A 23,145-nucleotide genomic window follows, 5' to 3' on the forward strand; every position below is an offset into this window, starting at 1 on the left:
CTTCGAGCGCACGCCCGGCGCGCTGCGCCCACAGCGGCTGGCGTCCCGCGATCGCGAGCATCGCACCCCAGGCGAACACGAACACATGCAGCATCACCCACAGCGGGCGCCAAGCCGCGACCTGCGCGCTCGCTGCGCCCAAGCCGTGCAGGCTTGCGGCAGCGATGGCGCCGGCCGCTGCGTAGCTCGCCAGGCGGCCGAGGTGAAAGGCGACCGGCGCGATGGCGTGCGTGGCCTGCGAGGGCCCGCCCGCCGGCACGATGCGGATCACCGCGGACGACACCGCGCCGCACATCGCCACGCAATGCGGCCCGCCCGCGAGCCCCATGAGCAAAGCAGCGCCAGCGAGTGCGGGTGAATCCATCAGGTCAGACGACGCGCGAGAAGCGCGTGCGCGTCGCGGCGCAGTAGCGGTCGAACACCATCGCCACCGCGCGCACGAGGAACCAGCCGGCGTCGGTGACTTCGATGGCGCGCGCCGACAGGCACACCAGCCCCTGCTCGGCCATCGGCGCCAGCGCGGCGCGCTCGGGGGCGAAGTAGTCGGCGAAGGCAATGCCGTGCGCAGCCTCGACGGCGTCGAAGTCGACGCGGCCGCGGCACATCAGCGCCATGATGACGTCGCGGCGCAGCACGTCGTCGTCCGACAGCGCGAGGCCCTTGACCACGGGCAGCCGGCCCTGGTCGAGCAGCGCGTAATAGTCTTCGAGCGTCTTCGCGTTCTGGCTGTAGGTCGCGCCCACGCGGCCGATGGCCGACACGCCGAGCGCGACGAGGTCGCCGTCGGGCTGGGTGCTGTAGCCCTGGAAGTCGCGGTGCAGCCGTCCTTCGCGCTTGGCCACGGCCAGCGGGTCGTCGGGCAGCGCGAAGTGGTCCATGCCGATGCAGACGTAGCCAGCCTCGGTGAGCGCGGCAATCGCGCGACCGAGCATGCGCACGCGCGTGGGCGCATCGGGCAACTCGTCGGCCGCAATGCGCCGTTGTGGCTTGAAACGCTCCGGCAGGTGGGCGTAGGCATACAGCGCGATGCGGTCGGGCCGCAGTTCGCGGATCTGCGCGAGGGTGCGTTCGAACGAGGCGTCGTTCTGGCGCGGCAGGCCGTAGATCAGGTCGACGTTGATCGAGCGAAAGCCCAGCGCGCGCGCCGTGTCCATCAGCGCGAAGACTTGCTCCACCGGCTGGATGCGGTGCACGGCTTGCTGCACGGCGGGGTCGAAGTCCTGCACGCCGAAGCTCAGGCGGTTGAAGCCGAGCGCAGCCAGTGCCGCGAGGCGCTGTGCATCGACAGTGCGCGGATCGATCTCGATCGAGTGCTCGCCGCCCGGCACGAAGGCGAACGCACGGCGCAGCATCGCGACCAGCTCACCAAGTTCTTCGTCGTCCAGGAAGGTCGGCGTGCCACCGCCCAGGTGCAGCTGGCCGACGGGCGCATCGGGCCCCAGCTGCGCGACCTGCAGCGCCACTTCGCGCGCGAGGTAGCCAAGGTACTCGCGCCCGCGCTCGCGGTGCTTGGTGACGACCTTGTTGCAGGCGCAGTAGTAGCACAGCGATTCGCAGAACGGGATGTGCACGTACAGCGACAGCGGCTCGCCGGCCGTGTCCGCATCGCGCCGTTGGTGCAGCGCCTGCGCGTAGTCACCGGCGCCGAAGCTGTCGACGAAACGGTCGGCCGTGGGGTACGAGGTGTAGCGCGGGCCGGGCACGTCGAAGCGGCGCAGCAGCTCGACGGGCAGCACGGACGGGGTCTCGGGAACACACGCGAGAGGAAGCGTCATGAAGCAGTCTCTTTCTCGGACGGCAGCGCCAGCAGCGTGGTGCACGCGCTCGAGGCCGCCGCCATCAGCCAGAACACGAAGAAGGACACGGTGTAGATGCCCTGGCGCGACAGGCTCAGTGCGTCCGCACCGCAGTAGGTGTGGACCGGATCGATCATCGCGAACACCAGCACCTCCATGCCGCAGGCGACGAGGAACGACGGCCACAGGATGCCGGCGACCCGGCGCATGGCACTCACTGCGCGCCCCGCTTGGGCACCGGCACGTCGCCCTCGGGCGTCGCCGCATGGTTGCGCCCGGCCTGCGCCGGCATGAGTTTCTTGTCGGCCAGTGTGCGGTTGATCTCGATGCCTTCGCGGTAGTAGTCCTCCGACACCAGCACCTCGGGCGTGCGCAGCGCCAGCCAGACGGTCGCGATGCTCGCGAGCACCACGGCCGCGGGCCCCGCAATCACCAGCCAGACCAGCGGGTAGCGCCACCAGGGGCCGGAGGTCGCGGGCTCGTTCATCGGCAGGGCGTCGTTCATGGGAAGACCTTTCAGCGCGGCACCAGGAAGACCGCTTTTTCGGAAACCTGCGCCGCGCCATCCGCCTCGCGGATGTCGAAGTGCACCGTGTGCGAACCGGCCGGCGCGGCGCCGTAAGGCACCTGCAGCCGCACAGCCACCCAGCGCGCCTGCGCGGGCTCGACCTCGATGGCCTCGTCGGGCGACACGCTCAGCCCCTCAATGCCGCGGGCGGCGATGCGGTAGTGCTGCGTACGCTCGGTCGCGTTCATGATCTGCAGCCGGTAGACGTTCTCCAGCCGCCCGCCTTCGACGATGCGCGCCAGCGAGGCGCGGTCGCGCACCACGTCGACCTTCAGCGGCGTGCGCGCGACCAGGCTGGCGAGCAGGCCCGCCACCAGCAACGCGAGCAACGCCGTGTAGATCAATACGCGCGGGCGAAGCACGCGGCGCCAGAGCTGGCGGCGCGACCAGCCGGCCTCCATGCCGTTCTGCGTGTCGTAGCGGATGAGGCGCGGCGCGTAGCCCATCTTGTCCATCACGCTGTCGCAGGCGTCCACGCACAGGCCGCAGCCGATGCATTCGTACTGCAGGCCTTCGCGGATGTCGATGCCGGTGGGGCACACCTGCACGCACAGGCTGCAGTCGATGCAATCGCCCAATGCGGCACTGCGCGGATCGACGGTCTTGCGGCGCGGTGCGCGCGGCTCGCCGCGCTGCGGGTCGTAGCTGACGATGAGCGTGTCGCGGTCGAACATCGCGCTCTGGAAGCGCGCGTAGGGGCACATGTACTTGCACACCTGCTCGCGCATGAAGCCGGCGTTGCCGTACGTGGCAAAGCCGTAGAAGAACACCCAGAACACTTCCCACGAGCCCATCTGCAGCTGCAGCAGGGCCGAGCCCAACTCGCGGATGGGCGTGAAGTAGCCCACGAAGGTGAAGCCGGTCCACAGCGCAATGGCGATCCAGACGCTGTGCTTGAGGGCCTTCTTTCCGAGCTTCTCGACAGAGAGAGCGCCGGCATCGAGGCGGATGCGCGCGCTGCGGTTGCCCTCGATGCGCTGCTCGACCCACAGGAACATCTCGGTGTAGACGGTCTGCGGGCAGGCGTAGCCGCACCACAGGCGGCCGGCCACGGCCGTGAAGAGAAAGAGCGCGAGCGCGCTGACCACCAGCAGGCCCGACAGGTAGATCAGGTCTTGCGGGTACAGCACCAGCCCGAAGATGTAGAAGCGCCGCGCGGCCAGGTCGAACAGCACCATCTGCCGCTCGCCCCATTCGACCCAGGGCATGCCGTAGAACACCAGCTGGGTGAGAAAGACCATGGCCCAGCGCCAGCGCGCGAACAGGCCCTGCACGCTGCGCGGGTAGATCTTCTTCGTCGCCTCGTAGAGACCGACCTCCGGCGCAGCGGCAGGCGTTGCGCTGACGATGGGAATGACGGTCTTGCGCCTCATGGCGTCGCGGCAGGCGGATTGGACATGCCCCACACGTACGAGGCCAGCAGCTTGATCTGCGCCTCGGTCAGGCGGCCGTCCTGCGCGGGCATGGTGCTGTGCTTGCCCTCGTTGATGATCTGCACGATGGCGGCTTCGCCGTAGCCGTGCAGCCAGATGCGGTCGTTCAGGCGCGGCGCGCCCATGGCGGCGTTGCCCACGCCGCCGATGCCGTGGCAGGCCGCGCAGGCGGCGAACTTCGACTTGCCCAGGCCCGCGCGCAGCGAGTCGTGCGGCTCGCCCGACAGGCTCAGCACGTAGTTGGCGACGTTCTTCACGTCGTCGGGCGAGCCGACCATCGCGGCGGCCGGCGGCATGACGCCGGTGCGGCCGTGGGTGATCGATTCGACGATCTTGTCGGGCGTGCCGCCGTGCAGCCAGTCGGCGTCGGTGAGGTTCGGAAAGCCCTTGCTGCCGCGCGCGTCGGAGCCGTGGCACTGCGCGCAGTTGTTCATGAACAGGCGCTCGCCGATGGCATGGGCCTGCGGGTCGCGTGCGGCCTCTTCGATCGACATGGGTGTGTAGCGCGCATACACCGGCTCCAGCGCCTGCGTGGCCTTGGCCACATCGGCCTGGTACTCGCCGCGCGAGCTCCAGTCGTTCGTGCCGCGAAAGCTGCCCAGGCCCGGGAACACGGCCAGGTAGCCGAGCGAGAAGACGATAGTCAGCACGAACAGGCCGACCCACCACAGCGGCAGCGGGTTGTTGGCTTCGCGCAGGTCTTCGTCCCACACGTGGCCGGTGGTGTTGTCGGCGTCCGAGGGCACACGCTTGCGCGCGGTGAGCCACAGCAGCAGCGCGCAGCCGAGGATGCTCAGCAGCGAGGCCACGGCCACGTAGCTGGACCAGAAGTTACTAATGAAATCGCTCATCGCGGTGTGTCCCTTCAGTCCTGCTCGAACGGCAACCGGGCCGCTTCGGCGAAGCGTTGCGTGTTGCGGCGCGCGCAGGCCCAGGCCACGATGCCGATGAAGACGACGAAGCAGGCGATGGTCGCGGCGATGCGCAGGGTGGTGATGTCGGTCATGGGGCGTTGCCTGTTCTTTCTTCTTACTTGAGCGCCAGGCCCAGCGACTGCAGGTAGGCCACGGTGGCGTCCATGTCGGTCTTGCCGGCCACCTCGTCGGCGGCCTTGGCGATCTCTTCGTCGGTGTAGGGCACGCCGACCTTGCGCAGCGCGCGCATGTGGGTGGCGATGCTGCCGCCGTCGACCAGCCCCTTCTCCAGCCACGGGTAGGCCGGCATGTTCGACTCGGGCACGAGGTCGCGCGGGTTGTTCAGGTGGATGCGGTGCCACTCGTCGCTGTAGCGCCCGCCCACGCGGTGCAGGTCGGGGCCGGTGCGCTTGCTGCCCCACTGAAAGGGGTGGTCGTACACGAACTCGCCGGCCACCGAGTAGTGGCCGTAGCGCAGCGTCTCCGAGCGGAACGGGCGGATCATCTGCGAGTGGCAGTTGTAGCAACCCTCGCGCAGGTACACGTCGCGGCCGGCCAGCTGCAGCGGCGTGAGCGGCTTCACGCCCTGCACCGCCTCGGTGGTCGACTTCTGGAAGAACAGCGGCACGATCTCCACGAGGCCGCCGATGGCCACCACCAGCAGGATCAGCACGATCATCAGCAGGTTGTTGGTCTCGACCTTCTCGTGCGTGAAGCCGGTGGCGGCGGGCGCGGGGGTCTTGGTGTCAGGTGCGTTCATCGTGCGTCCTCAGTGGCTTCAGGCGTGGGCGGCGGCAACGGCCGGGATCTCGGCGCGCACCGAGCGGCCGCTGATCACGGTCATCCAGACGTTCCAGGCCATGACCAGCATGCCGCCCAGGTAGAGCACGCCGCCGATCACGCGCACCAGGTAGTAGGGGAAGGTGGCCTTCACGCTCTCGACGAAGGTGTAGGTCAGCGTGCCGTCGGCATTGATCTCGCGCCACATGAGGCCCTGCATCACGCCGGCGATCCACATCGCGGCGATGTACAGCACGATGCCGATGGTGGCCATCCAGAAGTGCAGGTCGATGGCGCGCACGCTGTACATGGCGATGCGGCCGTACATGCGCGGGATCAGGTAGTACAGCGAGCCCATGGTGATGAAGCCCACCCAGCCCAGCGCGCCGGAGTGCACGTGGCCCACGGTCCAGTCGGTGTAGTGGCTCAGGGCATTGACGGTCTTGATGGACATCATCGGACCCTCGAAGGTCGACATGCCGTAGAACGACAACGAGACGATCAAAAAGCGCAGGATCGGGTCGGTGCGCAGCTTGTGCCAGGCGCCCGACAGCGTCATCACGCCGTTGATCATGCCGCCCCAGCTGGGCGCGAGCAGGATGAGCGAGAACACCATGCCCAACGACTGCGTCCAGTCGGGCAGCGCGGTGTAGTGCAGGTGGTGCGGGCCGGCCCACATGTAGGTGAAGATCAGCGCCCAGAAGTGCACGATCGACAGCCGGTACGAGTACACCGGACGCCCCGCCTGCTTGGGGATGTAGTAGTACATCATTCCCAGGAAACCGGCCGTGAGGAAGAAGCCCACGGCGTTGTGGCCGTACCACCACTGCACCATCGCGTCCTGCACGCCGGCGTAGGCCGAGTAGCTCTTCATCCAGCCGGCCGGAATGGCCGCGCTGTTGACGATGTGCAGCAGCGCCACCGCAATGATGAAGGCGCCGTAGAACCAGTTGGCCACGTAGATGTGGCGCACCTTGCGCAGGCCGATGGTGCCGAAGAACACGATGGCGTAGGCCACCCAGACCACGGCGATCAGGATGTCGATGGGCCACTCGAGCTCGGCGTATTCCTTGCCGCTGGTGTAGCCCAGTGGCAGGCTGACGGCCGCGGCAACGATCACCAGCTGCCAGCCCCAGAACACGAACGAGGCCAGTGCCGGTGCGAACAAGCGGACCTGGCAGGTGCGCTGCACCACGTGGAAGCTCGTGGCCATGAGCGCGCAGCCGCCGAACGCGAAGATCACCGCGTTGGTGTGCAGCGGACGCAGGCGGCCGTAGCTGAGCCAGGGAATGCCGAGGTTGAGATCGGGCCAGGTCAGCTGCGAGGCGATGATCACGCCGACCAGCATGCCGACCACCCCCCAGACCACCGACATGAGTGCGAACTGCCGCACGACGGTGTCGTCGTAGATGGCCGCTGGAGGGTGCGTGGTCTGCTGCATCGTGGTACCCGTGAATGTGGTTTGCGGGCAGTGTCTGCCTGCATCGCCGAGGCAGGCTTGATACAGATCAAGCCATCAGTCGTTGTTCAGGATGCGGTCGCCTTCGACCTCGATGTCCTCGAACTGGCCAAGCTCGATGGCCCACCAGAGACCCCCGAGGATCGCGAGCACGAGCACCACCGACAGCGGCACGAGCAGGAACAGCACGTCCATCAGGCCACCGCCGCCTTGCCGGGCCCGGCGAGGCGCGCCGCGTTGAGCACCACCAGCAGCGAGCTCGCGGCCATGCCCAGCCCCGCGAGCCACGGCGGCAGCCAACCCACCACGGCCAGCGGCACGCACACGGCGTTGTAAGCCGCGGCCCAGAACAGGTTCTGGCGCACCACGCGCAGCGTGCGGCGCGCCTGCGCCACGGCCGTGGGAATGGCCTGCAGCGCATCGCCGAGCACGACGAAGTCGGAACGTGCGCGCGACAGCGGCACGGCGTGGCCGAAGGCGAACGAGGCGTTGGCGCGCGCCAGGCTCGGGCCGTCGTTCAAGCCATCGCCGACCATCGCCACCTCGCGCCCGGCCGCCTGCAGCTGCCACAGCACCTCGAGCTTGTCCTCGGGTGCGCAATCGCCCTGCACCGCCGCGATGCCGGCCTGCGCGCCGATGGCACGCGCCGCGTTCTCGCGGTCGCCCGACAGCAGGCGCACCGACAGGCCCTGCGCCTGCAATGCGGCCACGGCTTGCGCCGCATCGGGACGCAGCTCTTCAGCGAGCACGAAGCTGGCGATCCAGCCTTCGTTGTCGCTCAGGTGGATCTGCGCCGCATCGACCTCCAGCGGCGGCACTTCGCAGAACGACGCGGAGCCCAGGCGCACGGGGCGCGCGCCGTGGCCATCGACTGCGTCCCGCCGGTGCAGCAGCGCAGCCACGCCCTGCCCCACCGTCTCGCGCAGCTGCATCGCCGACCAGGCCGGCGGCGCGCGGAACTGCGCCTGCCACGCGTTCACGAGCGCGCGCGCGGCCGGGTGCAACGACAGCGTGCCGAGCGCCGCGCCGATCTCCAGCGCATCGCCGGGGCGCAGGCCCTGGCGGCAGTACACGCGTTCCAGGCGCGGCGTGTCGCCCGTGAGCGTGCCGGTCTTGTCGAACACCACGGTGTCGACGCCGGCCAAGGCTTCGAGCGCCTGCAGGTTCGACGTGAGCACGCCGCCGCGGGCCAGGGTGCCCGCGCTCGCCAGCATCGCGGCGGGCGTGGCGAGCGACAAGGCGCAGGGGCAGGTGACGATCAGCACCGCCACCGCGACCATCAACGCCTTGCCGGGATCGACCGACCACCACAGCGCGCCCGCGCCGAAGGCGCAGACCAGCACGGCGATGAGAAAGGGCCGCGCGATGCGGTCGGCGAGGCGGGCCAGGCGCGGCTTGTCGAGCGCGGCGTTTTCCATGAGCCGCACGATCTGCGCAAAGCGCGTGCCCTCGCCCACCGAGGCGATGCGCACCTGCACCACGGCTGAAAGGTTGTGGCTGCCCGCGAGCACGCGGTCGCCGCAGGGGCGCGGCACGGGGCGCGACTCGCCGGTGAGCAGCGCCTCGTCGGCGGTGGTGTCGCCGTCGATCACCGTGCCGTCGGCCGGAAAGGCCTCGCCGGGTCGCACGCGCACCACGTCGCCCGTCGCAAGCCGGCGCACCGCCACGCGGGTCCACGCACCGTCGGGCCCGAGGCGTTCGACGCCGGCGGGCCGCCGGTGCATCAGCGCCTCGAGCGCGCCGGCCGTGCGGTCGCGCAGCCGCGCCTCGAGCCAGCGGCCGGTGAGCAGGAAGAAGACGAACATCGTCAGCGAATCGAAGTAGACCTCGTGTCCCAGCGGCCCCGTGGGGTCGAAGGCGGCGGCGGTGCTGACCACGAAGGTGATGACCACGCCGAAGGTCACAGGCAGGTCCATGCCGATGCGCCCGATGCGCAGGTCGCGCCAGGCGCTGCGAAAGAACGGCCCGCACGAGAACAGCACCACGGGCAGGCTGAGCACCCACGAGGCCCAGCGCAGCAGTTGGGCCGCATCGGCCGTCATGTCGCCGGGGCGCGCGACGTAGGCCGGGTAGGCGTACATCATCACCTGCATCATGCAGAAGCCCGCGACCAGCCAGCGCCACAGCGCCATGCGCAGTTCGCGCGTGCGCGTCTCGCGCGCGCTGCGGCTGCCTGCGGGCAGCAAGGGGTAGCCCACGCGCGCGCTGGCCTCGAACCAGCGCGAAGGCCGCGTGGCCGCGGCCGACCACACGACGCGCGCGCGCCGGCTCGCGGCATTCACCTGCACTTCGACCACGCCCGGCACCTGCGCCAGAGCGGCCTCGACGGTGAAAGCGCAGCCCGCGCAGTGCATGCCCTCGACCGCGACATGCGATTCCCAGCGGCCCGTGGCGGCATCCACTTGGCGGCCGAACGCGGCCCACTCGGCGGGATCGTCGAGCAGCTGCCAGGCGTCCGCGCGGGCATCGCCGCTGGCGGACGATGGCAGGGACGGAAACGGCGCGAGCGCGGCGGAAGCTTGCATCGGGGCAGGCTAAGCGCCTTGCCGATGCAAGCGTTTGATCTGCATCAAGGTTCGTGACGGCGGCCGGGGCCGCGCAGGACCTTCAGTCAGCCAGTCAGGCGGGCGTCTTCGCGAGCTCCACCGGCGGCGTGCCGGCCTTGAACATGCTCGCCAGCTGCTGGCGCAGTTCGGGCGTGTCGGTGTGGCCGTGCACGGCCACGGCGTGCTGGACGGCGGCATCGAGCAGTTCGCTTTCGGAATCGGCGCAGAGCGCGACACTGCAGTTCATCGTGCTTGGATACTCGCGGCAGTCGATGTATTGGCGTGACATGGCGGCTCCTTCATGTGTCCTTATGGACGTGCTTCGAAGATCAGGTTGAAGGGCGTTTCGCTGGCGCGGCGGAAGTGCGAGAAGCCGCCCTGCGAGACGACGTCGCGCAGGCGCGCTTCGCCGGCCTGCGCACCCAGGCACAGTCCCACCTCCTGCGAACGCGAGGCCGGCGTGCAGATGAAGCTGGAGGCCGAATAGAACACGCGCCCCACCGGGTTGATGTTGTCCTCCAGCCGGTCGTTGGCAAAGGGCTCGACGATCATCCACGTGCCCTGCGGCTTGAGGGTTTGCCGCACGTGGGCCGCTGCGCCGACCGGGTCGCCCATGTCGTGCAGACAGTCGAAGACGGCGACCAGGTCGTAGTCTTCGCCGGGGAAATCCTTGGCGCTCGCGACCTCGAAGCGCAGGCGCTTTTCATCGTCGACGCCGGCCTTGCGCGCGGTTTCGCGCGCGCGCTCGATCGACGGCGCGTGGTAGTCGAAGCCGACAAAGCTGGATTCGGGATAGGCCTGCGCCATCAGCAGCGTCGAGGCCCCGTGCCCGCAGCCCACGTCGGCCACGCGCGCGCCGCTTTTCAGCAGCGGCTCGATGCCTTCGAGCGCCGGAATCCACTGGCTCACCAGATTGGCTGCGTAACCGGGCCGGAAGAAGCGTTCGGTGCCATGGAACAGGGCCGCGTCGTGCTCGTGCCAGCCGATGCCCAGGCCCGTGCGCATGGCCTGGAGCATCTTGGGAATGACCTTGAACTGCGCCACGGCGATCTGGAACGCACCGGGCACGAAGGCCGGGCTGCCCTCTTCGGCCAGCGCGAAGGCCTGCTCCTCGGTCATCGAGAACAGCTCGCCTTTCGGGTCGTATTCGACGTAGCCGCTGGCGGCCTGGGCCGAGAGCCATTCGCGCAGGTAGCGCGGGTCGGTCTCGGTGCGGCGGGCCAGCGCCTCCACGGTACAGGGGCCTTCGGCCAGCGCCTTGTACAGGCCCAGCTGATCGCCGACGACGACGGTGGCCGCGTGCATCACGGCCCCGAGGTCATGGACGAAGTTACCCATGAAGGCGTTAAGCCGTGTTTCGTCGATGGCCATGTGTATCCCCTTCGTCGGCAGGCGACTTGCGCGGCCCTTGCGTGCCTATACTGAATTCGCGGCAAAGGGCCTGCGAGCATCCTGTCTCTCGATGCATGCGGGCGCCATACGCAGCAATGCGTATGCACCGTGAAAGGCATGCCATGACGCACCTGTCGCGCAACGATTGGGCGAGCGCGCTTCGCCTGCTGGACAAGCTGGAGTCCGGGGATTCACCCGTGCGGCATCGCGGCACTGACGCGCATCACCTGCGCACCACCCGCCGCATCGCCAAGGCGCCGGGCCGGCGCGAATTCCGCCGCGCCGCCCTGCAGGCGGACTACTGCCAGCGCGTGGGGCTGGAGCATGCGATGGCGGTGGCCTTCCTGTACCGGCTGGCCTGCCGCGCCCAGGCGCCATTGCTCGACACGCTGCCCGACGCCCTGCCCGCCGGCCTCACGCCGCGCGAGGGCGATGTCATGCACTGGCTCTCGCAAGGCAAGACCGACGCCGAAATCGCCGCCCTGCTCACGATCAGCCCCCGCACCGTGCACAAGCACCTGGAGCATGTCTACGTGAAGCTGGGCGTCGAGACGCGCACGGCCGCCGTGATGCGCGCGCTCGCCATGGGCCGGCCTCCCTGAAGAAGTGAGACCGGCTCGGCTCCTGCGCGCTATTCGATGCGGAAGACGAACTCCTGCGTCGCCAGCACTTCCGCGTCGCCCGTGGTCTGGCACTCGTAGCGCATCACCGCGGCACGCACGGCCGAGTGGTACACGCGCGGCCCCGACAGGAAGCGCACCTCCTGCACGTGGCCGCCCTTGATGCGCACCTCGGCCTTGACCACGCCGCCGATGCCTTCGTCCATCGCCTTGCGCGGCATCTCGGGCTTGACCTGTCGCGGGCAGGCCACCGCGATGTCGGTGGTGGTCGCCTTCGGCGGGGCCGGCGGCGCGGGAGGCGCCGGCGGTGCGGCCGGCGGCGGTGGCGTGGGCTCGGTGTTCTGCACGGCGGTGATCGCGGGCGCCGAGGTGGCGGGCGGTGTCACGGCCGGCGGCGGCACGTAGGCCGGGCGCGGCGGTGGCGGCGGCTTGGGCGTTTCCTGTCGCACGATCTTCTTCGGCGGCGGGGGCGGCGGTGGTGGGGGCGGCGGTGGCGGCTTGATCTCGCTGATGATGGTCGCGTCCATCGGTTTCTTGATCAGCTCGACCGTCTGGCGCGCGAGCCCCGACACGAGCGCATAGCCCACGCCGACGTGGAACAGCACCATCACGGCGATGCCGACGGGCCCGAAGCGGGACTTGGGGTTGAAATCCTTGCGGGAGCGCTTCATGGGATGAACTGCTCCGCACCCACGATGCCCAGCTTGCTCACGCCCGTGCGCTGCGCCGAGGCCATCACACCGGCCACCACTTCGTACTTGGCGCGGCGGTCGGGCCGCAGGTGCACCTCGGGCTGCACGGCCTGCGCGGCGACCTGCTCGAAGCGCCGTTCCATTTCACTGCGGTCGGTCAGCGGCTCGCCGTTCCACTGCACGACGCTGAGCGCATCGATGTCGATGCGCAGCACCTCGGGCTTGAGGTCGCTGGGCGGCGGGTTGCCGGTGGGCATGTTCAGGTTCACCGAATGCAGCTGGATCGGGATGGTGATGATCAGCATGATCAGCAGCACCAGCATCACGTCGATGAGCGGCGTGGTGTTGATGTCCATCAAGGGCTCGTCGGAGGGCGCGCTGCTGCGCCGCCCCTGCTTTTCTTTTCTTGGCATGGCTTGTCTCGCTGTCTGCTCGTCAGTTGCGCGCGGGCGGCTCGGTGATGAAGCCCACCTTGGCGATCCCGGCCGCCTGGCAGGCGTAGATGATCCGGCCCACCGGCTCATAGTCGGAATGCCAGTCGCCGCGGATGTGCACCTCGGGCTGCGGGTTCAGGGCCGCCACCTTGGTGAGCCGCGCGACCAGCGCGGGCGTGCCCTGCACCGGCGTGTCGTACCAGTAGGTGCGGCCGCTGGCGTCCACCGAGATCACGACGGTCTCGGGCTTGCTCTCGCGCACCTCGTTGCGCTCTTTCGGCACCGCGACGGGCACCGAGTAATTGACCACCGGAATGGTGATGAGGAAGATGATCAGCAGCACCAGCATCACGTCGACCAGCGGCGTGGTGTTGATGGCCGCGATGGCCTGTTCCTCGTCTCCCCCGGAAGCCGGGATGTTCATCGCCATGGCGCAGTCCGCTTGCGTGTGTGCGGGCGTCAGGCGGCGGCGCTGCCGGCCAGGATCACGGAGTGCAGCTCGCCGCTGAACTCGCGCACGTCGTCCATCACGGTGATGTTGCGGCGCAGGAGCCAGTTGTAGCCCAGCACCGCGGGCACGGCCACGGCCAGGCCGATGGCGGTCATGATGAGCGCCTCGCCCACCGGGCCCGCCACCTTGTCGATCGACGCCTGCCCCGCCACGCCGATGGCGGTGAGCGCGTGGTAGATGCCCCAGACCGTGCCGAACAGGCCGACGAACGGCGCCGTCGAACCCACGGTGGCCAGCAGCGACATGCCGTTGCTCAGGCGACGCTGCACGCGCTCGGTGGCGCGGTGGATGCACAGGTCGACGAAGTCGGCGAAGTCGACCTTGCCGCGCAGGCCGTCGTGCTTCTGCGTGGCCTGCATGCCGGCGTCGGCAATGAAGCGGAACGGGCTGCCCTCGGCCAGCCGCGAGGTGCCGGCCTGTACGGTGCCCGCGTTCCAGAACTCGTTGTCGACCGCGCGCGCCTGGCGGCCCATGCGCATCTGCTCGAGCAGCTTGGTGACGATCACGTACCAGCTGCCCATCGACATGATCGCCAGGATGGCGAGCACGGCCTTGGCGACGGCATCGCTCTGCGACCAGAGCGCGCCGACGCCGTAGGGGTTGTCGACCTTGGCGGTGGCGGCATGTGCAGCAGCGGGTGCAGCGGGCTTCTCGGGCACCGCCACCGGCGCCGGTGCGGCGGCAGCACTCGCTGCGGCCTGCGGTGCGGCCGGCGTCTGGGCGCCCGCGAGTTGCGGCGCGCTGCCCAGGCCGAAGGCCAGAACGAAAGGCGCGGCCACCGCCGCCAGCCGTGCAAGGAATGTCTTCGTCATCGTTGTCTTCTCCGAAAAAAATGGATTCGCTTCAGGCGCCGGCGTACCAGCCGCGCGCCTTGTCCCAGACCGCCTGCACGCCGCTGCCGGCGCCTTCCACCACGTGGTAGCGGTCGTAGGGCGCGGCCGTCATGCAGGCGTGGTGCGGCAGCACGCGCACGCGGGCGCCGACGGGCAGCGCGCGGAACATCGCCTCTGCTTCTTCATCACCCTCGCAGGCGATCAGGCCGTGCTCCTGGTGCAGCTCGGCCACGCACAGGCCGGGCAGCGGCACCGTGCCATCGGCCTGGCACACCAGCCCGAAGCCCAGGCCGCTGCGGAACTCAGCCGCCGACTGGTCCTTCGACAGCGCGAGCGCGCCGGCGTCGATCAGCACGCGGCGCGAGCGCGGGTTGTGGCCGATCACGGTGGCCAGCACCGACAGCGCGATGTCTTCCACGCCGCAGATGCCGCGCGCCACCTGGTCGAGGTCGCAGAAGGTGTAGACGCCGGGGCGCATCTCGGTGACGCCCTCGAGCGTCTGCGCGCACACGGCCGTGGGCGTGGACCCCACGCTCACCACCTCGACCGGAATGCCGACCGCGCGCAGCCGCTCGGCCGCATGCACGGCGCCGGCGCGCTCAGCCTCGGCGATGGCACGGATCGCCGTGCCGCCCTGCACGTGGTAGCTGTGGCCCGCATGCGTGAGCACGCCGGCGAGCAGCAGCGATTCGCTGCGCTGCACTTCGCGCGCAAGCGAGAGCAGCTCGTCGTCGTGCGGACCGACGCCGCCGCGGCCGCCGCCCGTGTCGATCTCGAGCAGCACGCGAAAGCGGGCGCCCAGCGTGCGTGCGCGCGCACCGGCGGCCTGCACGGCTTCGATCGAATCGGCCAGCAGCGTCACGCGCGCGCCGCTCGTGCACTGGATGTCGTGCAGCGCCTCGATCTTGTTCGCGTCGATGCCCACGGCATAGGTCAGGTCGGTGAAGCCGTGGCGCGCGAAGTAGGCCACCTCGGCCACGGTCGACACCGTGAGCCCGCCGGCCTGCCCGCGCGTGGCGCGGCGCGCCACTTCCACCGACTTGGCGGTCTTCAGGTGCGGGCGCAGCGCCACGCCGTGGCGCGCCGCGCGCTGCGCCATCGCCTCGCAGTTGCGTTCGAGCACGCCGACGTCGAGCAGCAGCGCGGGCGTGGTGAGTTCGGCCAGGGGCGTCATCGGCCGGTTCCGGACGCGACCTGCGCCATCACGCCGTCGATTTCCTCGGCCACGCGCTGCACCAGCGGCGGCAGCAGCACCAGCGTCATGTGCGCGGCGCCTTCGATGCAGGCCAGGCGACGTTGCGTCGACAGCGCCGCATGCGCCTCCTGGAATTCGGGCCAGCGCGCCTGCACCGCGGCGATCGCCGGGTCAGCGCCGGCCGGCGGCGGCTGCTGCTGCGCCCACAGCACGGCGAGCGGACGCGCGCCGAAGTCGGGCGAGGCAGCCGCCTGGCGCGCGACGTGCGGCAGGCCGCGCACCTCGGCCAGCATGGTGTCGAGCGCTTCGGGCGTGTAGGTCGCCTTCATCTGGCGCAGCACCTGCGGCATGTCGGCGAACAGGGCCTCGACGGGCGCCTGCTCCGGCGGCGGCGGGCCACCGGCCTGGAAGTTCGCGCGCTTGTCGCGCTCGGCCGCGAACTGCGATTCGGGCGGGTGCTCGTACATCGCGAACTGGTCAGGGTGGCTCGCATCGAGCATCACCACACCGGCCACCTGCTGCGGATACAGGCCCGCGTAGACCCGGTTCAGCAGGCCGCCGAGCGAATGGCCGACGAGCACGATCGGGCCCGTCACGCCGGCCGCTGCGAGCAGCGCATGCAGGCGGTGCGCATTGCGCTCGCCGTCGAAGGGCGCGTCGTCGGCCTCGCTCCAGCCCATGCCGGCGCGGTCGTAGCTGATCACCGGGTGCTTCGCCGACAGCGCCTGCTGCAGCCGCGCGTAGGTCGGCGAGGCACAGCCGCCGCCGGCTTCGATCACGATCGTGGGCTGCGCGGCGCTGGCGGGTGCGGGGCCGCTGCGCTGCAGGTGCATCGCACGGCCGTCGATGGTGTAGAGCTCGCCGGGCGCGGCCATGTGGTACGGGCGGCCGGGCTGTTCCACGCGCGGCCAGTAGTCGAGGTCGCGCACGCGGTACGGCAGGTTGGCGAAGTCGGTGCTCAGCGAGGCCGGCGTCGACACATACAGCACCGACTTGGCGATGGGGCCGAACTCCGCATGGAAGTGCTGCGCCGACTTCACGATGACCAGCTTCTTGGCGGTCAGGTCGATGCCCAACCCGGTGAAGAGGTCGGCGCCGATGACCTGGTTGCGCTTGCTGATGAGCACGATGTCCACGCCGTCGGCGGCCTGCACCCACACGCACGGGCCCATGGGCGTGCGCACGCCCGAGAGGCCGCCCTGCGAGTGCGCCTCGACCACGCGCTTGACGGTCACGTGCAGGTCGATCGGATCGCCCGAGGCCGGGCCGCACTTGCCGCCCAGGCGCAGCTCGAAGCTCGCGCCCTCGCCCGCGTCGCGGCACAGCTGCACCGCGCCCAGGTCCCACACGCCGCCGAAGGCCACGTCGCCGATGCCGCGCTCGACCACGGCGCGCAGCATGAAGGTGCTGTCGCTGGTGGCGCCGCCGCCGGGGTTGTCGGCGGTGTCGGCAATGACCACGGGGCCGTCGGGCGTGGCCATGGCGCGGGCGAGCGTTTCTTCGATCGAGAGCGAGGGCACGCCGGTTTCATGGCGCAGGTCCCAGAAGGCGCGGCCCAGTTCTTCGGCGAGCTTCGCGGCGAGCGCGGGGTCGTTGTCCGTCACCACCCACATCTTGGCGCCCGACTCGGGCACGTCGGCCCACGGGAAGCCATGGCCCAGCGACACCGAGAGCACGCCCGGCTGCTTTTCGGCCTCTTGCATGCGGCGCACGAAGCCGGCCATCGGCTCGCGCGTGGTGTGCCACTTGCCGACCATGCGGCAGTCGTGCACGGCCGTCACGGGCCGCACGCGGCCCTGCGCGGTGTCGACCACGATGCGGATCAGCTCAGTCAGGCGATCGAAGGCGTCGGTGTGCGGATATTCCTTGTAGCAAATGATCGCGTCGGCCGCGTTCAGCATCTTCTGCGTGAAGTGGCAGTGCAGGTCGAGCGAGACGCCGATGGGCACGTTGGGTCCGACGATGTCGCGCACGCGCGAGATCACGTCGCCTTCGCAGTCGTCGTAGCCGTCGGCCACCATCGCGCCGTGCAGCACGAGGATCACGCCGTCGACCGGGCCGGCCTTGCGCAGGTCGTCCAGGATTTCGTCGCGCAGGCGTTCGTACACGCTGCGCACGGTGCGACCCAGCGGCTGCGCAAAGGCCAGCAGGCTCTCGACCGTTTCATGGCCTTCGGCGGCGAGCTGCCGGCGCACTTCCACCGCGTACAGGCCGTAGCCGGCCGCATCGCGCGTGCTGGCGTCGCCGCGGAAGATGCCGTATTCCTCGTAGCTGCCCAGGCCGGTGGGGGCCGAGACGAAGGTGTTGGTCTCGGTGGCGAACAGGGTGGTGAAGAACTTCATGCGCGGGGCTCCTGGCGGGCAAGGTGGATGTTTCGCGAACGCGTCGTGGCGAACAGCAGTCCCACGACCCGGCCGCCCTTGCGCTCCACGTTGAGAACCGATTTGCCCATCTGCGACAGCACCGGGTCGACCGAGACGAGCGTCATCACATCGGCCGACAGCGGCGTCAGCACGCACGCGTGCTGGCCGTGGCGGCCCTGCACGGTGAGCCGCAGCTTGCCGTCGACCAGCGCCATCTGCGCGGTGGCGTCGAGGTCGGGGCTGGTGTAGTCGCCGCACAGCTGCTCGGCGAGCGATGCCGCATCAGGCGCGGTCTCTGGCAGGCGCTCGAAGCGGCGCGGCTGGCCGCCTTCGTGCAGCACGAAGGCATCGGGAGCGCGTTGCGGGTCGAGGTCGGCGGTGTCGAGCACGAGGTCGTTCGTCGGCAGGTCCTGCAGGCCCAGCCACAGCTTGCCGTCGCCCTGGTTCAAGGGCTTGGCCTCGCCGGCCTGCCACGACATCGCCAGCTTGCCACCCACGTCCGAGAAGCTCAGCAGGCCGCCCGTGGAAGGTGCGTGGTAGCGCTGGCCGGGCAGCGCGGGGAAGGCGCTGGCCAGCGGGCGCACCTCGGGCGGCGCGAGCGCGTCGCCCAGCAGCAGCTCGATCACCTTGAGGGTCAGCGACCCCGGCGACACGGGTGCGCCGTTCACCATGGCGATGATGTCCAGCCCGTGGCTGGGCACGCTGATCATCTGCGACTGCGCGCCGAGCACGGCGCCCGCGTGGTGGACGATCTCGACGCCGCGGTACGGGTGGCGCGCCAGCCCGAAGCCGTAGTTCACCTGGGAGCCCGACGACAGCGTGGTGGGCGCCGACAGCAGCGCCCAGCTCTTCGCGCTGCCCACGATCTTTTCGCTGCCGTGCATGTGCGCGAGCCAGCGCAGCATGTCGTCCGCCGTCGACACCAGCGAGCCGCCGCCGTCGAGTTCGCACGGGTACAGGCCGCGGCGCCAGCCTCCGCCGGGCGCGGGCATGTACAGGCCGGCCAGGCCGGGAACCACGTCGAGGTCGGTCTGCACCGACGAGGTGTCAGGCATGCCCAGCGGGCCGAACAGGCGCGCCTTCAGGAAGTCGTTGAAGCTCAGGCCGCTCACGCGCTCGACGATCTTGGCCAGCAGGAAGTAGCCGCCGTTGCTGTAGACCATGTGCGTGCCGGGCTCGAAGTTCAGCTCGCTCTGGCGCGCCATGGCGGGCAGGCCCGGGCCGGGCAAGGTGAACGTGAGGCCGTGCGCAATGGCCCACAGCTCGTCGTGGCCGCGCCAGCCGCTGGTGTGGGTGAGCAGGTGGCGCAGCGTGGGGCCGTTGGCGCTCAGTTGCGGCAGCTCGGGCAGGTATTTCTGCACCGGGTCTTCCACGTCGAGCAGGCCGTCTTCGGCCAGCAGCAGCACGGCCATGGCCGTGAAGTGCTTGCTGGTGGAGGCGATGCGCATGCGCGTGGTCGGCGTGAGCGCCACGCCCATCTCCAGGCTGGCCATGCCGACGGCGCGGCGGTACAGCAGGCGGCCGTGCTGCGCGATGGCCAGCACCAGGCCGGGCGCATCGCTGCGGTTCAGGGGCGCCACCAGCGCGTCGATGGCGGCCAGTGCGGAAGCGGTGTCAGGAAGAGAGGCTGAAGGGTGTGGTTGTGACATGGAGGAACAACGAACGATGAAAGGGAAGAGCGGAATCTCGAAGCAGCAGGTTCGGCTCAGTTCGGCTTCGCTTCGCGCATCAGGCGGACGAAGGGGCCTTCGGTGGCGCGCAGCACCATGGCCCCCAGGCTGCCGCCGACCAGCGTGGTCGCGACGATGGACACCGCCAACCCGTTGGGCATCGACTTGAGCGCGTCCGACAACATGCCGACCATCAGCGGCCCCACCACGCCGAAGGGCAGGCTGGCCATCGTGAGCAGCGCGATGGTGCGGGCGCGCAGGTGCGGCGGCGCCGCGTCCTGCAGCACGTTGGGCAGCAGCACGGCACTGCCGATGAGCGGCACCACCAGCAGCCCCAGCAGCGCGAAGTTGTGGTTGGCCGAACTCGTGAACAGCAGCAGCGTCGACATCAACGCCGCCGAGAGGTTGCCCAGCATGATCAGGCGCAGCGCCGCGGCCGGCCCCATGCGCGGCTGCACGTAGCGCATCGACATCACGCCCAGCAGGCCGCCGGCCACCGTGCCGCACAGGAAGGCCAGGCCCATGCCCTGCCCCATCTGCACCGGCGTGACACCGTAGGTGCGCGCCGTGACGATCGGCAGCCAGGTGCCCAGCGAGCTCAGGCCCACACTGGTCAGGCCCACGCCGACCACCAGGCCCGCGAAGGTGCGCCAGTGCCGACGCAGGTGCTCGCGAAGGGTCGTGGCACCGGGCGCCTCGGCGGTCGCAGCGGCCGGTGCACCAGGCTTGGCTTCCTGCACACCGCCGCGCGGCGTGCGCCGGATCGACAGCACCAGCAGCGTCACCGGAATGCCGGCGGACGCCAGCACGAAGAAGGTCAGGCGCCAGGCTTCGAGCTGCTGCATCGCGACGGGCAGCCAGGGCCGCAGGTCGTCGGTGAGGTGCACGATGGTGCCGCCCAGCAGCGCGCCGAGCGCACTGCCGAAGATGGCCGACAGCGCGAACACCGCATTCGCCAGCACCCGCTGCGCGCGCGGGAACAGGTCGGGGATCATGCTGTTGGTGATGGGCGTGAGGCCCGCCTCGCCCACGCCCAGGCCGACGGAGGCGACGAACAGCACGCCGTAGTCCATGGCCGTGCCGCGCATGGCGGTGGCCGCGCTCCACAGCACCACGCAGGCGGCCAGCACCACGCGCCGGTCGTAGCGGTCGCTGAGCCAGCCCAGCGGCAAGGTGGCGATGCCGGTGAACAGCACGATGCCCGCGCCCTGCAGCAGCCCGAGCTGCGTGTCGGAGAGCGACAGCGTCTGGCGGATCGGCTCCGTCAGCAGCGTGAGGATGACCTTGTCGATCGAGCCCAGCACCGTCGCGATGATGAGCACCACCAGCGCATACCAGGCGCTGGTGGGCGCCTTGCGGGTCGTTTCCAGGGCCGCAGGGGCGGCCGCATCCAGCGGCATCGGTGCCGCGAACGGTGGGAGGCCCGACATGTCAGAACGGAACGTTGACGTTCACGCCGATGGTGCGCGCCGGCACGAGCGCCGCAGTCACCAGGTTCGGGTTCACGTTGAGGCCGGTTTCGATCGACACGATGCCGCGCTTGTTCGTCAGGTTGCGCACGTAAGCCGAGACGCTGAAGCGCTTGAAGTCGATGCCCGCCTGCAGGTCGACCAGCGTGTAGGCCGGCATCGTGATGCTCGGCAGGGCCGTGCTGCCGCGGTAGCCCGCATCGCGCTTGCCGGTGTAGCGCGCGCTGATGCCGACATAGGCCGGGTGGTCGGCGAGGCTGAAGTTGCGCGTCACGCCCAGCGTGGTGGCAAAGCGCGGCGTGTGCGGCAGGCGCGTGCCGGCCTTGGCGCCAATGCCCTTGGCGTCCTCGGTCAGGCGCGCGTCGATGGCGGCGGCGTTGGCGGTGAAGCGCCATTCCTTGCTGGGCTTCCAGTTGAGCGTGAGCTCGCTGCCCTTGATGCGGGCCGCCCCCGCGTTGGTGATGAAATTGAAGGCGCCGCTGCGCGTGGGCTGCTGCACGCCGCTCCATTCGATGTCGTACAGCGCCGCTTCCAGCGACAGCGTGCGGTCCAGCAGGTCGGCCTTGTAGCCCAGCTCGTAGCTCCACAGCGAATCGGAGTTGTACGACGGCTGCACGACGCGGCGGTCGGTGTCGGGCTTCAACACGTTGGGACCGCCAGGGCGATAACCGCTGGCCGCGCGGAAGTACACGGTGCTCGTGTCCGACAGCGTGTACTTGGCGGCGGCCAGGTAGGTGGTCGGGCTTTCCGACGAGGTGCCGGCGGCCTTGGCGGCGACCGAACCGACGAGCTGCCCGCTCTGGCGGCTGTCGTATTCCTGCTTGTTGCGCGCCAGGCGCAGGCCGCCGGTGAGCGAGAACTTGGGCGTCACGTTCCAGGTGACGTCGCCATAGAGCGCCTCTTCGCGGTAGCGCGAGGACTGCGTCGACGTCAACAGGCCGAGGCTGCGACCCCCGATCAGGTTGGCGTCCATGCCGCCGTTGTTGCTGCCGCGTTCGCGGTTCAGGTACAGGCCCGCCAGCCACTCGATGGTGGTGCCCGAGCGCGAGGTCAGGCGGAACTCCTGGCTGACGCGGTGCTGCTCCACGGCACTGTTGACCGGCACCGAGGCCACCGGCACGCGCAGCGCGCTCAACAGCGGCCCGTACAGGCCGGTGACGTCGGCGGTGGTGTTGATCTTCACGTCCTGCGCGGAGGTGATCGAGTTCAGGCGGGCCCAGCCGAAGTCGTACTCCACGTCCAGCCCGAACAGCTGCGTGAGGTTGCGGACCGATTCGTTGGCCGACAGCTGGCGCGTGCGCTCCCGCGTCCAGGGGCGCAGCGTGCGCTTGTCCATCTCTTCAAAGCCCAGGCCCTTGCGATGCACGTCCTGCACGGTGCCCGTGAGGCGCACCGTGAGTTCGCGCGTGGGCGTGAGCAGCAGCGAGACGCGGCCGCCGTCGGTGTGGCCGCGGTCGACATTGCGCCCGCGCGCCAGGCCCGTGGCGTCGTAGCTGCCGCCGACCTGGTCGGTGAAGGCGGCGAAGCGGATGGCCGCCACGTCTTCCTTGATCGGCACGTTGAGCACGGCGCCGGTCGTGAAGCCGGGGCCGCCGCCCTGCGTCCACGAGGTGCCGAGACGCACCGAACCCGCGAACTCCATGGTGTCGGGCTGGTTGGTCACGTACTTGAGCACGCCGCTCATGGCGCCGGCGCCGTACAGCGTGCCCTGCGGGCCGCGCAGCACTTCGATGTGGCTCAGGTCGAGCATGCCCATGTCCAGCGGCGTGTTGCCGCCGTTGGCGCCGGCCGAGCTCAGACCGGTGGCCACGTCGTCCACGTACACGCCCACGGTCGCGATGCCCTGCACCGGGCCCATGGTCAGCCCGCGCATGGTGAGCGTGCCGCCCACGCTGCCGCTGCTGGTGAGGTTCACGCCCGGCTGCTCGGCCACGTAGTCGGCCAGGTTCTTGGCGCCCGCGCGTTCCAGCGCCTGCGCCTTCATCACGTTGACCTGCATCGGAATCTCGCGCACCGGCTCGCGGCGGCGGGTGGCGGTGATGGTGACGCTGTCGAGCGACTGCGGTGCCTCGTCGGCCACCGGCTTCGTTGCCGCGGCGGCCGTGTAGATCACGATGGCGCCGTCGTCACCGCGGCGCGTGCGCAGCGGCGTGCCTTCGAGCAGCTGCGCCAGCGCGTCCTGCGGCGAGAGCGCACCCTTCACGCCGCGCGTGGCCACGCCCTTCACGTCGTCGACCTTGTAGAGCAGCTGCACGCCGCCCTGCGCGATGTAGGCGTCGAGTGCGGTCTTGAGATCGCCGCCGCTCACATCGAAACCCTGCGTCGGAGCCTGCGTCTGCGCGTGTGCGGCCATGCCGCTCGCCAGCGCCCACGCGCCGCCAATGACCCATGGGCGCAGCGCCCCATACGTTCGCTTCTTCTTGGACGGCAGACCGGTGCGGGGCGCGATGCGATTCATGGGTGTCTCTCC

General features: G+C 69.9%; 23 protein-coding genes. 1 reads left to right on the forward strand and 22 read right to left on the reverse strand.

From position 1 onward, the window contains the following. The 13 genes from AAG801_RS00960 to AAG801_RS01020 form a co-directional block, all read right to left on the reverse strand. A partial coding sequence (locus tag AAG801_RS00960; protein ID WP_341886755.1) for a sulfite exporter TauE/SafE family protein occupies nucleotides 1–364 on the reverse strand: 364 nt, incomplete at its 3' end. 4 nt (nucleotides 365–368) lie between these two features. Further along, on the reverse strand, nucleotides 369–1,775 hold the full coding sequence (gene hemN / locus AAG801_RS00965) for an oxygen-independent coproporphyrinogen III oxidase (protein WP_341886756.1): 1,407 nt from the start codon (nucleotides 1,773–1,775) through the stop codon (nucleotides 369–371). After that, complete coding sequence (locus AAG801_RS00970) at nucleotides 1,772–2,005, reverse strand: hypothetical protein (RefSeq protein WP_225616777.1); 234 nt, start codon at nucleotides 2,003–2,005, stop codon at nucleotides 1,772–1,774. The genes hemN and AAG801_RS00970 overlap by 4 nt, the downstream gene beginning before the upstream one ends. Before the next feature lie 5 nt (nucleotides 2,006–2,010). Further along, nucleotides 2,011–2,301, reverse strand: coding sequence for a FixH family protein (locus AAG801_RS00975; RefSeq protein WP_101488913.1), 291 nt, complete (start codon nucleotides 2,299–2,301; stop codon nucleotides 2,011–2,013). 11 nt (nucleotides 2,302–2,312) lie between these two features. Then, entirely contained in the window at nucleotides 2,313–3,737 is a 1,425-nt protein-coding gene (ccoG, locus tag AAG801_RS00980; protein ID WP_341886757.1) for a cytochrome c oxidase accessory protein CcoG, read from the reverse strand. Next, entirely contained in the window at nucleotides 3,734–4,648 is a 915-nt protein-coding gene (ccoP, locus tag AAG801_RS00985; protein ID WP_101488911.1) for a cytochrome-c oxidase, cbb3-type subunit III, read from the reverse strand. The genes ccoG and ccoP overlap by 4 nt, the downstream gene beginning before the upstream one ends. Nucleotides 4,649–4,662: 14 nt before the next feature. Next, complete coding sequence (locus AAG801_RS00990; RefSeq protein WP_101488910.1) at nucleotides 4,663–4,803, reverse strand: cbb3-type cytochrome c oxidase subunit 3; 141 nt, start codon at nucleotides 4,801–4,803, stop codon at nucleotides 4,663–4,665. Nucleotides 4,804–4,826: 23 nt separating this feature from the next. Continuing rightward, nucleotides 4,827–5,471, reverse strand: a complete 645-nt coding sequence (gene ccoO, locus AAG801_RS00995; RefSeq protein WP_153282323.1) for a cytochrome-c oxidase, cbb3-type subunit II — start codon at nucleotides 5,469–5,471, stop codon at nucleotides 4,827–4,829. Nucleotides 5,472–5,489: 18 nt separating this feature from the next. Beyond that, nucleotides 5,490–6,932 (reverse strand): cytochrome-c oxidase, cbb3-type subunit I, encoded by a 1,443-nt coding sequence (gene ccoN / locus AAG801_RS01000; RefSeq protein ID WP_341886758.1) that lies wholly within the window; start codon nucleotides 6,930–6,932, stop codon nucleotides 5,490–5,492. 75 nt (nucleotides 6,933–7,007) lie between these two features. Next, complete coding sequence (gene ccoS / locus AAG801_RS01005; RefSeq protein ID WP_341886759.1) at nucleotides 7,008–7,145, reverse strand: cbb3-type cytochrome oxidase assembly protein CcoS; 138 nt, start codon at nucleotides 7,143–7,145, stop codon at nucleotides 7,008–7,010. Continuing rightward, the gene (locus AAG801_RS01010; protein WP_341886760.1) at nucleotides 7,145–9,475 is read right to left on the reverse strand and encodes a cation-translocating P-type ATPase; all 2,331 of its coding nucleotides are present in this window, start codon (nucleotides 9,473–9,475) and stop codon (nucleotides 7,145–7,147) included. The genes ccoS and AAG801_RS01010 overlap by 1 nt, the downstream gene beginning before the upstream one ends. Nucleotides 9,476–9,569: 94 nt before the next feature. Beyond that, complete coding sequence (locus AAG801_RS01015) at nucleotides 9,570–9,785, reverse strand: DUF1059 domain-containing protein (protein WP_341886761.1); 216 nt, start codon at nucleotides 9,783–9,785, stop codon at nucleotides 9,570–9,572. 20 nt (nucleotides 9,786–9,805) lie between these two features. Continuing rightward, complete coding sequence (locus AAG801_RS01020) at nucleotides 9,806–10,867, reverse strand: class I SAM-dependent methyltransferase (protein ID WP_341886762.1); 1,062 nt, start codon at nucleotides 10,865–10,867, stop codon at nucleotides 9,806–9,808. A 143-nt stretch (nucleotides 10,868–11,010) separates the two neighbouring features. On the opposite strand from AAG801_RS01020, the gene AAG801_RS01025 reads away from it, so the two are divergent. Continuing rightward, nucleotides 11,011–11,490, forward strand: a complete 480-nt coding sequence (locus tag AAG801_RS01025; protein ID WP_341886763.1) for a helix-turn-helix transcriptional regulator — start codon at nucleotides 11,011–11,013, stop codon at nucleotides 11,488–11,490. Nucleotides 11,491–11,519: 29 nt separating this feature from the next. Here AAG801_RS01025 and AAG801_RS01030 read toward each other — a convergent pair whose 3' ends face one another. The 9 genes from AAG801_RS01030 to AAG801_RS01070 are packed head-to-tail and all read right to left on the reverse strand — an operon-like array spanning nucleotide 11,520 to nucleotide 23,133. Continuing rightward, nucleotides 11,520–12,179, reverse strand: coding sequence for an energy transducer TonB (locus AAG801_RS01030; protein WP_180838858.1), 660 nt, complete (start codon nucleotides 12,177–12,179; stop codon nucleotides 11,520–11,522). After that, the gene (locus tag AAG801_RS01035; RefSeq protein WP_099792493.1) at nucleotides 12,176–12,613 is read right to left on the reverse strand and encodes a biopolymer transporter ExbD; all 438 of its coding nucleotides are present in this window, start codon (nucleotides 12,611–12,613) and stop codon (nucleotides 12,176–12,178) included. The genes AAG801_RS01030 and AAG801_RS01035 overlap by 4 nt, the downstream gene beginning before the upstream one ends. Before the next feature lie 22 nt (nucleotides 12,614–12,635). Beyond that, on the reverse strand, nucleotides 12,636–13,064 hold the full coding sequence (locus AAG801_RS01040) for a biopolymer transporter ExbD (RefSeq protein ID WP_101488902.1): 429 nt from the start codon (nucleotides 13,062–13,064) through the stop codon (nucleotides 12,636–12,638). A 29-nt stretch (nucleotides 13,065–13,093) separates the two neighbouring features. Continuing rightward, nucleotides 13,094–13,957, reverse strand: coding sequence for a MotA/TolQ/ExbB proton channel family protein (locus AAG801_RS01045; protein WP_101488901.1), 864 nt, complete (start codon nucleotides 13,955–13,957; stop codon nucleotides 13,094–13,096). Nucleotides 13,958–13,988: 31 nt separating this feature from the next. Beyond that, nucleotides 13,989–15,152, reverse strand: a complete 1,164-nt coding sequence (locus AAG801_RS01050; RefSeq protein WP_341886764.1) for an alanine racemase — start codon at nucleotides 15,150–15,152, stop codon at nucleotides 13,989–13,991. Beyond that, the gene (locus AAG801_RS01055) at nucleotides 15,149–17,515 is read right to left on the reverse strand and encodes an alpha/beta fold hydrolase (RefSeq protein WP_341886765.1); all 2,367 of its coding nucleotides are present in this window, start codon (nucleotides 17,513–17,515) and stop codon (nucleotides 15,149–15,151) included. Before AAG801_RS01055 ends, AAG801_RS01050 begins: the two co-directional genes overlap by 4 nt. Next, nucleotides 17,512–19,185, reverse strand: coding sequence for a serine hydrolase domain-containing protein (locus tag AAG801_RS01060; RefSeq protein ID WP_341886766.1), 1,674 nt, complete (start codon nucleotides 19,183–19,185; stop codon nucleotides 17,512–17,514). Before AAG801_RS01060 ends, AAG801_RS01055 begins: the two co-directional genes overlap by 4 nt. 56 nt (nucleotides 19,186–19,241) lie before the next feature. After that, complete coding sequence (locus tag AAG801_RS01065; protein WP_341886767.1) at nucleotides 19,242–20,636, reverse strand: MFS transporter; 1,395 nt, start codon at nucleotides 20,634–20,636, stop codon at nucleotides 19,242–19,244. A gap of 1 nt (nucleotide 20,637) precedes the next feature. Further along, nucleotides 20,638–23,133, reverse strand: a complete 2,496-nt coding sequence (locus AAG801_RS01070; protein ID WP_341886768.1) for a TonB-dependent receptor — start codon at nucleotides 23,131–23,133, stop codon at nucleotides 20,638–20,640. Nucleotides 23,134–23,145 lie beyond the last annotated feature (12 nt).

It is taken from the genome of Variovorax sp. YR752 (assembly GCF_943372545.1).